Source organism: Sedimenticola thiotaurini (assembly GCF_001007875.1).
Lineage (GTDB): Bacteria > Pseudomonadota > Gammaproteobacteria > Chromatiales > Chromatiaceae > Sedimenticola > Sedimenticola thiotaurini.
The window spans coordinates 3151954-3164739 of the sequence record NZ_CP011412.1 but is presented as its reverse complement, the minus strand read 5'-3'; the positions used below and the strand labels follow the sequence as shown (position 1 = coordinate 3164739).

At 54.1% G+C, this 12786-nt stretch carries 26 protein-coding genes; all 26 read right to left on the bottom strand.

The features are described from left to right. Window positions 1-13: 13 nt before the first annotated feature. Entirely contained in the window at window positions 14-400 is a 387-nt protein-coding gene (gene rpsK / locus AAY24_RS14600) for a 30S ribosomal protein S11 (RefSeq protein ID WP_046860312.1), read from the bottom strand. Window positions 401-455: 55 nt separating this feature from the next. After that, entirely contained in the window at window positions 456-812 is a 357-nt protein-coding gene (gene rpsM, locus AAY24_RS14595) for a 30S ribosomal protein S13 (RefSeq protein ID WP_046860311.1), read from the bottom strand. Window positions 813-905: 93 nt separating this feature from the next. Beyond that, window positions 906-1019, bottom strand: coding sequence for a 50S ribosomal protein L36 (gene rpmJ / locus AAY24_RS18970; RefSeq protein ID WP_082117165.1), 114 nt, complete (start codon window positions 1017-1019; stop codon window positions 906-908). 37 nt (window positions 1020-1056) lie between these two features. Continuing rightward, complete coding sequence (secY, locus tag AAY24_RS14590; RefSeq protein ID WP_046860310.1) at window positions 1057-2406, bottom strand: preprotein translocase subunit SecY; 1350 nt, start codon at window positions 2404-2406, stop codon at window positions 1057-1059. After that, the gene (rplO, locus tag AAY24_RS14585; RefSeq protein ID WP_046860309.1) at window positions 2407-2841 is read right to left on the bottom strand and encodes a 50S ribosomal protein L15; all 435 of its coding nucleotides are present in this window, start codon (window positions 2839-2841) and stop codon (window positions 2407-2409) included. 1 nt (window position 2842) lies between these two features. Beyond that, window positions 2843-3031 (bottom strand): 50S ribosomal protein L30, encoded by a 189-nt coding sequence (gene rpmD, locus AAY24_RS14580; RefSeq protein WP_046860308.1) that lies wholly within the window; start codon window positions 3029-3031, stop codon window positions 2843-2845. 3 nt (window positions 3032-3034) lie between these two features. After that, window positions 3035-3541: a 30S ribosomal protein S5 gene (gene rpsE / locus AAY24_RS14575; RefSeq protein ID WP_046860307.1), complete on the bottom strand. Its 507-nt coding sequence runs from the start codon at window positions 3539-3541 to the stop codon at window positions 3035-3037. 10 nt (window positions 3542-3551) lie between these two features. After that, window positions 3552-3908: a 50S ribosomal protein L18 gene (rplR, locus tag AAY24_RS14570; protein WP_046860306.1), complete on the bottom strand. Its 357-nt coding sequence runs from the start codon at window positions 3906-3908 to the stop codon at window positions 3552-3554. An 11-nt stretch (window positions 3909-3919) separates the two neighbouring features. Then, window positions 3920-4453: a 50S ribosomal protein L6 gene (gene rplF, locus AAY24_RS14565; RefSeq protein WP_046860305.1), complete on the bottom strand. Its 534-nt coding sequence runs from the start codon at window positions 4451-4453 to the stop codon at window positions 3920-3922. A 14-nt stretch (window positions 4454-4467) separates the two neighbouring features. Next, on the bottom strand, window positions 4468-4863 hold the full coding sequence (rpsH, locus tag AAY24_RS14560; protein ID WP_046861343.1) for a 30S ribosomal protein S8: 396 nt from the start codon (window positions 4861-4863) through the stop codon (window positions 4468-4470). Window positions 4864-4970: 107 nt separating this feature from the next. Beyond that, window positions 4971-5276: a 30S ribosomal protein S14 gene (rpsN, locus tag AAY24_RS14555; RefSeq protein WP_046860304.1), complete on the bottom strand. Its 306-nt coding sequence runs from the start codon at window positions 5274-5276 to the stop codon at window positions 4971-4973. A gap of 16 nt (window positions 5277-5292) precedes the next feature. Then, window positions 5293-5832 (bottom strand): 50S ribosomal protein L5, encoded by a 540-nt coding sequence (gene rplE, locus AAY24_RS14550; RefSeq protein WP_046860303.1) that lies wholly within the window; start codon window positions 5830-5832, stop codon window positions 5293-5295. 14 nt (window positions 5833-5846) lie between these two features. Then, complete coding sequence (rplX, locus tag AAY24_RS14545; protein ID WP_046861342.1) at window positions 5847-6161, bottom strand: 50S ribosomal protein L24; 315 nt, start codon at window positions 6159-6161, stop codon at window positions 5847-5849. Between the two features lie 16 nt (window positions 6162-6177). Further along, the gene (gene rplN, locus AAY24_RS14540) at window positions 6178-6546 is read right to left on the bottom strand and encodes a 50S ribosomal protein L14 (protein WP_029134304.1); all 369 of its coding nucleotides are present in this window, start codon (window positions 6544-6546) and stop codon (window positions 6178-6180) included. Window positions 6547-6605: 59 nt separating this feature from the next. Continuing rightward, window positions 6606-6866, bottom strand: coding sequence for a 30S ribosomal protein S17 (gene rpsQ / locus AAY24_RS14535; protein WP_046860302.1), 261 nt, complete (start codon window positions 6864-6866; stop codon window positions 6606-6608). After that, complete coding sequence (rpmC, locus tag AAY24_RS14530; protein ID WP_046860301.1) at window positions 6863-7063, bottom strand: 50S ribosomal protein L29; 201 nt, start codon at window positions 7061-7063, stop codon at window positions 6863-6865. The genes rpsQ and rpmC overlap by 4 nt, the downstream gene beginning before the upstream one ends. Next, on the bottom strand, window positions 7063-7476 hold the full coding sequence (rplP, locus tag AAY24_RS14525; RefSeq protein ID WP_046860300.1) for a 50S ribosomal protein L16: 414 nt from the start codon (window positions 7474-7476) through the stop codon (window positions 7063-7065). The genes rpmC and rplP overlap by 1 nt, the downstream gene beginning before the upstream one ends. Before the next feature lie 3 nt (window positions 7477-7479). Beyond that, window positions 7480-8172, bottom strand: coding sequence for a 30S ribosomal protein S3 (gene rpsC / locus AAY24_RS14520; RefSeq protein ID WP_046860299.1), 693 nt, complete (start codon window positions 8170-8172; stop codon window positions 7480-7482). A 9-nt stretch (window positions 8173-8181) separates the two neighbouring features. Next, window positions 8182-8514, bottom strand: coding sequence for a 50S ribosomal protein L22 (rplV, locus tag AAY24_RS14515; protein WP_029134309.1), 333 nt, complete (start codon window positions 8512-8514; stop codon window positions 8182-8184). 14 nt (window positions 8515-8528) lie between these two features. Then, window positions 8529-8804, bottom strand: coding sequence for a 30S ribosomal protein S19 (gene rpsS, locus AAY24_RS14510; protein WP_029134310.1), 276 nt, complete (start codon window positions 8802-8804; stop codon window positions 8529-8531). 21 nt (window positions 8805-8825) lie between these two features. After that, window positions 8826-9653: a 50S ribosomal protein L2 gene (gene rplB, locus AAY24_RS14505; protein ID WP_046860298.1), complete on the bottom strand. Its 828-nt coding sequence runs from the start codon at window positions 9651-9653 to the stop codon at window positions 8826-8828. Window positions 9654-9694: 41 nt separating this feature from the next. Further along, a complete protein-coding gene (rplW, locus tag AAY24_RS14500; RefSeq protein WP_046860297.1) occupies window positions 9695-9991 on the bottom strand; it encodes a 50S ribosomal protein L23 in 297 nt (98 codons plus the stop codon). Then, window positions 9988-10602, bottom strand: coding sequence for a 50S ribosomal protein L4 (gene rplD / locus AAY24_RS14495; protein ID WP_046860296.1), 615 nt, complete (start codon window positions 10600-10602; stop codon window positions 9988-9990). The genes rplW and rplD overlap by 4 nt, the downstream gene beginning before the upstream one ends. Before the next feature lie 6 nt (window positions 10603-10608). Then, the gene (gene rplC / locus AAY24_RS14490; RefSeq protein ID WP_046861341.1) at window positions 10609-11256 is read right to left on the bottom strand and encodes a 50S ribosomal protein L3; all 648 of its coding nucleotides are present in this window, start codon (window positions 11254-11256) and stop codon (window positions 10609-10611) included. A gap of 10 nt (window positions 11257-11266) precedes the next feature. Beyond that, window positions 11267-11578 (bottom strand): 30S ribosomal protein S10, encoded by a 312-nt coding sequence (rpsJ, locus tag AAY24_RS14485; RefSeq protein ID WP_029134315.1) that lies wholly within the window; start codon window positions 11576-11578, stop codon window positions 11267-11269. A gap of 5 nt (window positions 11579-11583) precedes the next feature. Further along, a complete protein-coding gene (gene tuf, locus AAY24_RS14480) occupies window positions 11584-12774 on the bottom strand; it encodes an elongation factor Tu (protein WP_046860295.1) in 1191 nt (396 codons plus the stop codon). Window positions 12775-12786 lie beyond the last annotated feature (12 nt).

Below are 12786 nucleotides of genomic sequence, written 5' to 3'. Positions count from 1 at the left end.
CTATAACTCCGGATTATACGCGACGCTTTTTGGGCGGGCGGCAACCATTATGCGGGATTGGGGTAACATCGGAGATGCTGGTGATCTTGAATCCCGCATTATTCAGTGCGCGCACAGCGGATTCACGACCAGGACCGGGGCCTTTGACGTTTACATCGAGGTTTTTGACACCATAGTCCTTAGCCCGCTCGCCGGCGCGATCAGCTGCGACCTGCGCCGCAAACGGCGTGCTTTTACGAGAACCACGAAAACCTGAACCACCAGCAGTCGCCCAGGACAACACGTTACCCTGGCGATCAGAAATGGTAATGATCGTATTGTTAAAAGAGGCGTGTATATGAGCGACACCATCGGTAACGCTCTTTTTTACCTTCTTCCGCACGCTGCTCGGCTTTGCCATCTTGAATGTTCCTGTGAACTATATCGCTGTAAACTGCCCGTCTGCCGGACTGATATTATCTCTTGATCGGACGACGCGGCCCCTTACGGGTGCGCGCATTCGTTTTGGTACGCTGACCCCGCAACGGAAGCCCGCGGCGGTGGCGAATTCCACGATTACAACCAAGGTCCATCAGACGCTTGATATTCATGGAAACTTCACGTCGAAGGTCACCTTCAACAGTAAACTTGGCAACTTCCGCACGAAGTGCCTCGACCTCGCCTTCGGTCAGGTTTTGAATTTTTGCATCTTTCGCAACACCCGCAGCCTCGCAGATACGAGCGGCACGAGTAGAACCGATCCCATAGATCTCGGTCAACGCAATAACTGCGTGCTTACGATCGGGAATATTGACGCCTGCAATACGGGCCATCAGGTAACTCCTAAAAATACAATAATCAGCCTACGTTGGGCGCGGTGAACGCACAACTTTAACTGGATTTCATCAACAAATCAAGCGAAATGCTTAACCCTGCCTCTGTTTATGCCTGGCTTCTTTGCAGATAACCCGCACCACGCCATTGCGGCGGACAATCTTGCAGTTTCTGCAAATCTTCTTAACAGACGCCCTTACTTTCATGACTCAATCTCCAAAATTCCGTAAAACCATCCAGGGACTAGCGCAACAGACCAGCACCGCCACCTTTCAGATTCGCCTTTTTCATCAGACCTTCATACTGGTGAGACATCATGTGCGCCTGCACCTGTGCCATGAAGTCCATGACGACTACAACAATGATCAGCAAGGACGTTCCGCCAAAGTAGAACGGTACGTTCCAACCGACAATCAAAAACTCCGGTAACAGACAAACCGCTGTTATATAAATCGCTCCAGCAAACGTGAGTCGGGACATCACCTTGTCGATATATCGGGCGGTCTGATCACCGGGGCGATAACCCGGAATGAACGCGCCAGAACGTTTCAGGTTGTCCGCAGTCTCTTTCGAGTTGAATACCAGGGCCGTGTAAAAGAAACAGAAGAACACGATAGCCAAGGCATACAACAACACGTAGAGCGGCTCTCCCGGCGATATTTTACCCACGATATCCTGCAGCCAGCGCATATTCTCCTGAGTACCCAGCCACTGCCCCAGCGTGGATGGAAACAGAATAATACTGGATGCAAAAATCGGCGGAATCACACCAGCCATATTCAGCTTGAGCGGCAGATGACTGCTCTGGGCGGCAAACATCTTGCGCCCCTGTTGCCGCTTGGCATAGTTGACCGTGATGCGACGCTGTCCTCGTTCCACGAAGACAACAAACGCAGTCACTGCTACTGCCAGGGCAAACAGCACCAGCACCGTAAGCGCATTCATTTCACCGGTACGTACCAGTTCCAGTGTTCCACCAATAGCGGACGGCAGTCCTGCCACGATACCCGCAAAAATGATCAGCGAAATACCGTTACCCAGGCCCCTTTCGGTGATCTGCTCGCCTAACCACATCAGGAACATGGTGCCTGTTACCAGCGAAACAGCAGCGGTGAGGATAAAGCCAGGTCCCGCATGGGAAACCAGCGACATACCACCGGACTGCTGGGACTGCAGTGCGATGGCAATACCAACCGCCTGGAACGTAGCTAACAGCACCGTGCCATAGCGGGTGTACTGGGTAATGGTCCGACGCCCCTGCTCACCTTCTTTCTTCAGCTGTTCCAGCTTGGGGACCACTGCCGACATCAGCTGCATAATAATGGATGCTGAGATGTAGGGCATGATTCCCAACGCAAACAGACTGGCCCGCTCCAGCGCACCACCCGAGAACATGTTGAACATATCCAGGATGCTTCCCTGCTGCTGATCGAATAACGCTGCAACAGCCGCAGGATTAACGCCAGGTACCGGAATGAACGTGCCGATGCGAAATACCAGCAACGCGCCGACTACAAACAGCAGTCGCTGGCGCAATTCGGTGAATTTGCCTGCACCGGCAAGTCCGCCGGCCTTTGCACCCTGACCAGCCATTTATTCCTCGATCTTCCCGCCAGCCGCTTCAATGGCAGCACGAGCACCTTTGGTAACACCCAAACCGCGAATCGTTACCGCCCTGTCGATGGTACCGGACAGCATGATCTTGGCACGCTTGATGTTCATCGGCAGTACGTCAGCTTCGTGGAGCGCCTTCAAAGTAATCTCATCGCCCTGTACCTTGGCCAGCTCACTCAACCGGACTTCAGCAGTAAATCTGCCTTTCCGGGAACTGAATCCGACTTTCGGCAGACGACGCTGCAGCGGCATCTGACCGCCTTCGAAACCTACTTTGTGAAAACCACCGGAACGGGATTTCTGCCCTTTGTGGCCGCGACCGGCTGTTTTGCCCAAACCACTACCGATGCCACGACCAACACGTTTCGCGTCAGTTGTTGCGCCTTCAGCGGGCTTAATGGTATTTAAACGCATATCAAGCCTCCTCAACCTGGACCATGTAGCTGACTTTATTCACCATGCCACGGGTCGCGGGCGTATCTTCTACGAGCACGCTATGCCGAATGCGCCGCAGGCCCAGGCCCCGGACACACGCCTTATGACTCTCGAGCCGACCGTGAACACTACGGGTCAGGGTCACCTTCATCATCTTTTTCTCACTCATGACTTACCCCAGGATCTCTTTAACCGATTTGCCACGCTTGGCCGCCACGGTTTCAGGATCAGTCATTTCGGTCAGCGCGTTAACGGTAGCGCGAACCACGTTTATGGGATTGTTCGTTCCAATGCACTTGGCAAGAACGTTGTGGACACCGACCGCTTCGCAGACAGCACGCATCGCACCACCTGCGATAATGCCAGTACCTTCAGAGGCCGGCTGCATGTATACCTTGGCTGCGCCATGACGACCGATCAACGGGTACTGCAGGGTATCCCCATTCAGCTTGGAAGTACGCATGTTCTGCCGCGCGTTCTCCATCGCCTTCTGAATAGCGATCGGAACCTCGCGAGCCTTACCGCTGCCGAAGCCGACTTTGCCATTGCCGTCGCCAACCACTGCCAGCGCCGCAAATCCAAACACGCGACCACCCTTAACCACTTTCGCGACCCGGTTGACGTTGATCAACTTCTCAATCAGATCGTCACCTTCCGGCTTTTCATTGAACTTTGACATAGCCTGCCCCTTAGAACTTAAGACCGTTTTCGCGGGCAGCGTCTGCCAACGCCTTGACCCGGCCGTGATATTTGAAACCGGCGCGATCGAAAGCAACACTTTCGATACCAGCAGCCTTGGCGCGCTCGGCGATAGCCTTACCGACGACTGCTGCAGCTGCGCTGTTACCCGCTGCGCCCTGCAGTTGCGCTTTCACTTCCTTATCCACAGTGGACGCGCTGGCGATCACTTCGGAACCGTTAGGCGCAATCACCTGGGCATACATATGCCGCGGAGTGCGAAAGATGGTCAGACGATTGACCGCCAGTTCGCGAATCTTAGCGCGTGCTCTGCGAGCACGGCGTAAACGTGTAGTTTTCTTGTCCATCTCAGTATGACCTATTTTTTCTTGGCTTCTTTACGGGCGACATGCTCATCCGCGTAGCGAACACCCTTGCCCTTATAGGGCTCAGGCGGACGGAAGGCACGAATCTCCGCAGAGACCTGGCCGACACGCTGCTTGTCACATCCAGACACGACAATCTCAGTCTGACTGGGGGTTTCAATCGTAATACCCTCCGGCACGGGGTAATCCACCGGATGGGAAAAACCAAGATTCAGATTCAGTACTTTACCCTTGGCCTGTGCACGATAACCGACACCGATTAACTGCAACTTCTTTTGGAAACCGGTACTTACACCAGTCACCATATTTCCGACCAACGCCCGGAAGGTACCAGCCATCGCCCACTGCTCGCGATTCTCTTTGACGGGTGCTACGGTAATCACACCGTTATCGTTCTTGAGAGTCACAAACGGATGCAGGTCCAGCTGCATGGTGCCCTTCGCCCCCTTAACGGTCAGTTCACTACCGTTCAGGTTCACATCCACACCGGATGGCAGGGTTATCGGATTCTTTGCTACACGAGACATGTCATTTCCTCCGATTAAGCGACGTAAGCGACAACTTCGCCGCCTTGGCCGTTGGAACGGGCGACACGGTCAGTCATCAACCCCTTGGACGTGGAAATGATCGCAACGCCAAGACCGCCACGCACCTTCGGAAGCTCTTTGCTGCCCTTGTAGATGCGCAATCCAGGGCGACTGACGCGCTGGATCATTTCAATGACAGGTTTACCCTGGAAATACTTGAGATCAATGTGAAGTGTGGGCTTGTTGCCGTTGGACTCGACATTGAAACCGGCAATATAGCCTTCATCGAGAAGCAGTTGCGCGACGGCAACTTTCTTCTTTGAAGATGGCATGGAGACAGCCACCTTGGAAACTTGTTGACCATTACGAATACGCGTCAGCATATCCGCGATCGGATCAGACATACTCATTTTTAAATCCTCAGGGTCAGCCATCCCTACCGGATGCGATACCCAAACGATTGAACAGAAGCCCGCCGATAAGCGAGCCCACCCCGAAAAGGGTGGTGTATTCTACATTACCAGCTGGCTTTTACAAGCCCTGGAACATCACCACGCATGGCTGCTTCACGGAGCTTGTTTCGACACAGACCGAACTTACGATATACGCCGTGCGGACGCCCGGTAACCCGGCAACGGTTCCGCTGACGGGAGCGACTGGCGTCTCTCGGCATTTTCTGAAGTTTAATCACTGCCTCGTCGACCTGCTCGGGAGTGCTTGCAGGATTGTTGATAATAGCTTTCAGCTCTTTGCGCTTTGCACTGAACCTCTCAACAATTTTTGCCCGCTTTGCTTCGCGCGCGATCATGCTCTTTTTTGCCATGCGATTCTGCTCTGTTTCAGTTCTTGAAAGGGAAGTTGAACGCTTCGAGAAGCGCGCGACCTTCCGCATCATTCTTAGCTGTGGTGGTGATAACGATATCCAGCCCACGCAACGTGTCGACCTTGTCGAAATCGATCTCAGGGAACATGATCTGTTCCTTTACGCCCATGCTGTAGTTGCCACGCCCATCGAATGACTTCGGATTAAGTCCGCGGAAGTCACGGATACGGGGGATGGCCACATTGATCAGGCGATCCAGAAACTCATACATCCGCTCCCGCCGCAGGGTAACTTTGCAGCCGATTGGCCAACCTTCACGCACCTTGAATCCGGCAACCGATTTCCGCGCCATAGTGACAATCGCCTTCTGACCGGCAATTTTTTCCATGTCGGAGACTGCAAATTCAAGTACCTTCTTGTCGCCAAGGGCCTCGCCAACACCCATGTTCAGGGTGATCTTGGTGATCCGCGGGACTTCCATCACGCTCTTGAAGTCAAACTGATCTTTCAGCTTGCCCACGAGCTCGTCGCGGTAGACCTGTTGTAATCTTGCCATCTTAACTATCCGCCTCAGATATCCACGACTTCGCCATTAGACTTGAAGTAGCGCACTTTGCGACCATCCTCCAAAATCTTTATACCCACCCGATCGGCCTTGCCTGTATTGGGGTTGTATACGGCAACATTGGAAGCATCGATAGGCATCTCTTTGTCGAGGATGCCACCCTGCTCACCCTTTTGCGGGTTCGCCTTCGTGTGCTTTTTGACAATGTTGATATTCTCAACAATAACCTTGTTGTCGATTACCCGCAGAACCGTACCCTGCTTACCCTTATCCTTACCGGCAAGGACGACGACCTGGTCACCTTTTTTAATCTTACGCATAGCCATGATTCACCCCTCAGAGCACTTCTGGCGCGAGCGAGATGATTTTCATGAATCGTTCGCTGCGCAGTTCGCGGGTAACCGGCCCGAAAATACGGGTACCGATCGGCTGTAGTTGCGTATTCAGGAGAACGGCGGCATTGCCGTCGAAGCGGATCAGCGATCCGTCCGGACGACGAACACCCTTCCTGGTACGCACAACTACTGCGTTATATACATCACCTTTCTTCACTTTGCCGCGGGGAATGGCGTCTTTGACGCTCACTTTAATTATGTCCCCGATACCAGCATAGCGACGGTGTGATCCGCCCAGCACCTTTATGCACTGGACTCGCTTTGCGCCGCTGTTATCGGCGACGTTAAGCATTGTCTGCATCTGGATCATTGGTCTATTCCAATTAAATAATCACTAAACCGAAATCGTACGATTTACCGGTGCCTACTTCAGGTTGCCTTCGCGACAACCTTGACCAGACGCCAGGTCTTGCTCTTTGAGAGCGGGCGGCACTGCTCAACCACCACTAGATCGCCGATACCACACTCGTTGGTTTCATCATGAGCGTGAACTTTGGTGGACCGCCGGATAAACTTGCCGTAAATCGGGTGCTTCACCTTGCGTTCAACAAGAACGGTGATGCTTTTGTCCATCTTATCGCTCACCACGCGGCCCTCAAGTGTGCGATTGCTGTTGTTTTGATCGCTCATGATGCTTCACCTACACCCTTCTCATTCAGCAACGTCTTCACCCGGGCAATCTCTTTTCTGACCCGTCTCATTTCTGACGGACGCGACAACTGTCCAGTGCCCTGCTGCATACGCAGATTGAACTGCTCCTTGCGCAATTCCAGTAACAAGCCCTCCAGTTCAGAAGGCTCTTTTTGACGAAGTTCACTCGCATTCATCACATCACCGTCCTTTTAATGAAAGCAGTCTTGAACGGCAGTTTTGCGGCTGCCAACTGGAAAGCTTCACGAGCGACTTCCTCAGACACACCTTCAATCTCATAAAGTACGCGACCGGGCTGAATCAGGGCTACCCAGTATTCGACACTACCTTTACCTTTACCCTGACGCACTTCCAGAGGCTTCTTGGTAATTGGCTTGTCCGGGAACACACGAATCCACATCTTACCGCCACGTTTAGCAGTACGGGTGATCGTGCGTCGTGCAGCCTCAATCTGGCGAGACGTCATACGTCCCCGGTCGACGGCCTGAAGACCATACTCACCGAAGCTAACCTTGTTGCCCCGGTTGGCCAGGCCACGATTGCGGCCCTTCATTTGTTTACGGAATTTAGTCCGCTTTGGCAGTAACATGACTTAATCCTTCTTACGCGGTGCTTTACGACGCGCGGGTTTTGGTGCAGCTTCTTCCGGCGCTTCGTCACCGAAGACTTCGCCCTTGAAGATCCAAACCTTGACACCGATGATCCCATAGGTGGTTTTCGCCTCGGCGAAACCGTAATCAATGTCGGCGCGCAGTGTGTGGAGTGGAACGCGGCCTTCCCGGTACCATTCGTTACGGGCGATCTCCGCACCGTTCAGACGACCGGAAATATTCACTTTGATGCCGCCGGCGCCCAGGCGCATGGCTGTCTGCACTGAACGCTTCATCGCCCGACGGAACATCACACGACGCTCCAACTGCTGAGTTATACCTTCAGCAACCAACTGGGCATCCAGTTCAGGCTTACGGATCTCTTCCACGCTGATGTGCGCGGGGATACCCATGCGTTTGGATACCTCTTCACGCAGCGTGTTGATATCTTCGCCTTTTTTACCGATCACAATACCAGGCCGCGCCGAGTGAATCGTCACATGGGCGTTCTTGGCAGGACGGTCAATCTGAATGCGGCTTACTGAAGCCTGGGAGAGACGCTTTTTCAGGTACTCCCGCACTTCAAGATCGGTGTTGAGCATATCAGCATAGTCTTTGGAGTCGGCATACCACTTCGACGTCCACTGCTTGACAATACCAAGACGAATTCCAATTGGATGTACTTTCTGACCCATAACTCTGCCTTACTTGTCCGACACAATCACGGTGAAGTGACTGGTACGCTTTAAAATACGGGCCGCACGACCCTTGGCTCGCGCCCTGATCCGTTTCATTGTCGGACCCTCGTCGACCATAACAGAGGCAACCTTCAACTCGTCGATATCCGCGCCTTCGTTGTTTTCCGCATTTGCAATGGCGGAATCCAGCAATTTCTTCATAAGGTCCGCGCCCTTCTTGTTACTGAAGGAGAGGATGTTCAGAGCCTGCTCCACAGGCAGACCCCTGATCTGATCGGCGACCAGACGACCCTTCTGGGCCGAAATACGCGCAAAACGCAATTTAGCAGCAGCCTGCATGGTTCCTACCCCGATTATCGTTTTGATTTCTTGTCAGCTGCATGCCCACGGAAGGTGCGGGTCAATGCGAACTCACCAAGTTTATGACCAATCATGTTTTCCGTGACCAGCACTGGAATATGTTGGCGTCCGTTGTATACCGCAATGGTCAGGCCGATCATATCCGGCAGCACCATAGAACGGCGGGACCAGGTTTTAATCGGACGTTTGCTATTGCTTGCCACTGCTTCATCGACTTTTTTCATCAGATGATGGTCGACGAACGGGCCTTTTTTGATTGAACGTGGCACTTTAAATTACCTCAGTTCCATTTACTTGCGATTGCGCCGACGCACAATCATCTTGTCAGTACGCTTATTGGTACGTGTCTTGTAGCCTTTTGTCGGCACACCCCAGGGACTGCAGGGATGACGCCCACCGGAGGTACGACCCTCACCACCGCCGTGCGGATGGTCAACCGGGTTCATCGCCACGCCACGAACGGTCGGCCTGACACCACGCCATCTGGAGGCACCAGCCTTGCCCAGTTTGCGCAGACTGTGCTCCGTGTTACCCACTTCACCAATGGTTGCCCGGCATTCGCTGCGAATCTTGCGCATCTCACCAGAGCGGAGGCGCAGGGTAGCATATTCTCCCTCACGTGCAACCAATTGTGCAGAAGTTCCGGCAGAGCGGGCGATCTGCGCACCCTTGCCGCGCTTCATTTCAATGCAGTGCACGTTGGTTCCGACCGGTATATTCCGCAGCGGCAGGCAGTTACCCACTTTAATACTGGAATCTTCCCCGGACATGATCGTCTCGCCTGCCACCAACCCTTTGGGGGCGATGATGTAACGACGCTCGCCGTCCAGATACTTTACCAAGGCAATGTTGGCCGTACGGTTCGGATCATATTCCAGACGTTCCACAACACCTGGTACGCCTTCCTTGTTGCGTTTGAAATCGATCAAACGATAACGCTGCTTGTGACCACCGCCCTTGTGCCGGGTGGTGATACGGCCGTTATTGTTGCGACCGCCCTTCTTGCTCTTCTGCTCCAGCAGTGGGCCGTACGGCTCACCCTTATGCAGCTCAGGGTTTACCACCTTAACCACAAACCGGCGACCTGCTGATGTTGGTCTGGTTTTTACAATAGCCATACTCTTAATTCCGCTCTAATTCGTTGCGATCAAGGGCCTGTTCAGGCACCCGCACCGAAGTCGATGTCACTGCCTTCAGCAAGCCTGACATAGGCTTTACGAACGCCGTTACGACGACCTTTAATCTGACCGAACCGTTTGCTCTTGCCCTTGATATTGACAACACGAACGTTATCAACCGTGACATCAAACATCAGTTCTACAGCCTTTTTTATCTCAGGCTTCTTGGCATCGGGAACCACCTTGAATACAAACTGGCGATTCACATCGGCCGCGATTGTGCTCTTCTCGGAAATAACCGGTCCCAGCAGCACCTGCATCAGACGCTCTTTATTCATGACAGGTTTGCCTCCAGTTGCTTGAGTGACTCAGAGGTAATCACAACCTTGTCAAAGCCGATCAGGCTGACCGGATCAACTTCACGCACCTCACAGACGTCCACACCATACAGATTGCGCGCCGCCAGGTAGAGATTCTCATCGGCCTGGGTGGTAACGATCAACGCCTCTTTCAGACCCAGTGCGTCCAGCTTTGCCACCAGCTCTTTGGTTTTAGGCGCTTCTACTGCGAAGTCAGAAACCACCACCAGCCGCTCGGTGCGCAACAGCTCGGACAGGATTGAACGGATAGCGCCGCGATACATCTTGCGGTTAACTTTCTGCGAATAGTCCCGCGGCCGTGAAGCGAAAGTCATGCCGCCGGCACGCCAGAGCGGACTCCTGCTGGTACCCGCACGGGCCCGACCAGTACCTTTCTGACGGAACGGTTTGATACCGCCACCGCTGACATCAGAGCGGCTCTTGCCTGCTTTGGTGCCACTGCGCGCGGCTGCCATGTAGGCGGTAACTACCTGATGAATCAGTGCTTCGTTATAATCAGCTGCAAAAACCGCGTCGGAAACCTGGATGGTTTCGGTGCCGCCGTTTCCAGCCTGTACATTGAGGTCCATTTTTTATTACCCCTTGTTCAGCTTCTTGATCGCCGGTGTGATGATCACATCACCACCACGCGAACCAGGCACAGCCCCGCGAACCAGCAACAGATTGCGGTCCGCATCCACTCTCACTACCTGGAGGTTCTGGATGGAACGCTTTGCGTTGCCCATGTGGCCAGCCATCTTCTTACCCTTGAATACACGCCCCGGCGTTTGACACTGGCCGATCGAACCCGGTGCCCGATGGGACAGCGAGTTACCATGGGTAGCATCCTGCATCCTGAAACCATGCCGCTTAACACCGCCCTGGAAACCCTTACCCACGGTGGTGCCCCGTACGTCCACGATCTGGCCGGCTTCAAACATGTCGACTTTGATCTCGCCGCCCAGCTCAATACCTTCCTGCTCGCCCTCGGCAAGGCGGAACTCCCACATACCACGGCCCGCTTCCACACCGGCCTTAGCCAGGTGTCCGGCCTCCGGTTTGGTGACGCTTGAAGCCTTACGGCTGCCCGTGGTTACCTGCACGGCGCTGTAACCGTCATTTTCGACGGTGCGCAACTGGGTAACACGATTAGGCTCGACTTCAATAACCGTCACAGGTACTGAAACGCCTTCCTCGGTAAACACCCGAGTCATGCCGACTTTTCGTCCTACTATTCCTAACATCGTCATTACCTCAGTTCAGCTTGATCTGAACGTCAACACCTGCCGCCAGATCCAACTTCATCAGCGCGTCCACCGTCTTATCGGTCGGATCAACGATATCCATCAGCCGTTTGTGGGTACGAATCTCATACTGATCACGGGCGTCTTTATTGACGTGTGGTGAGATAAGTACCGTGAACCGCTCCTTTTTGGTCGGCAGCGGGATCGGTCCGTGGACCTGCGCCCCGGTGCGCTTGGCGGTATCGACAATCTCTCGTGCGGACTGGTCGATCAGACGATGATCGAACGCCTTCAGTCGAATACGAATTCTCTGGTTGGCCATATTAATTACTCTATGATCTTGGCAACGACGCCGGCGCCGACAGTACGGCCACCTTCACGGATCGCAAAACGCAGACCCTCTTCCATTGCAATGGGGGCAATCAACTTGACTTGCATCTTCACGTTGTCACCCGGCATTACCATCTCCACACCTTCCGGCAGATCACACGCACCGGTCACGTCGGTGGTACGGAAGTAGAACTGCGGACGATAGTTATTGAAGAACGGCGTATGACGCCCACCCTCGTCCTTGCTCAGTACGTAAACCTCTGCCTCAAAGTGGGTGTGCGGGGTAATGGTGCCCGGCTTCGCCAGCACCTGGCCGCGCTCAACCTCTTCACGCTTGGTACCACGCAGCAGCACGCCCACGTTGTCTCCCGCTTCACCCTGATCCAGCAACTTGCGGAACATCTCAACTCCGGTACAGGTGGTCTTGGTGGTATCCTTGATACCCACAATCTCCACCTCGTCACCCACGTGGATAATGCCACGCTCAACACGTCCGGTAACCACCGTGCCGCGACCTGAGATCGAGAACACGTCCTCGATCGGCATCAGGAAGGATTTGTCGGTGTCACGCTCCGGCGTCGGAATGTAGCTATCCATCGCTTCAACCAGCTTGATGATGGATGGCGCACCGATCTCAGAGGTATCACCCTCCAGCGCTTTCAGTGCAGAACCGACAATGATCGGGGTGTCATCACCCGGGAACTCGTACTGATCCAGCAGCTCCCGGATCTCCATCTCCACCAGCTCCAGCAGCTCTTCGTCGTCCACCATGTCTGCCTTGTTCATGTAAACAAGGATGTAGGGAACGCCAACCTGACGGGACAGCAGGATGTGCTCGCGGGTCTGCGGCATCGGACCATCTGCGGCAGACACCACCAGGATCGCGCCGTCCATCTGCGCCGCACCGGTGATCATGTTCTTCACATAGTCAGCGTGCCCCGGGCAGTCTACGTGCGCATAGTGGCGCGTATCCGACTCGTACTCCACGTGCGCCGTCGCAATGGTGATACCACGCTCACGCTCTTCCGGTGCATTATCGATGTCAGCGTAGTCTTTAAACTCACCACCACGCGCTTCCGCCATCACTTTCGTGATCGCCGCCGTCAACGTGGTTTTACCGTGGTCAACGTGACCAATGGTTCCCACGTTTACGTGGGGTTTTGTACGCTCGAATTTTTCCTTGGACACGGTTCTACCCCT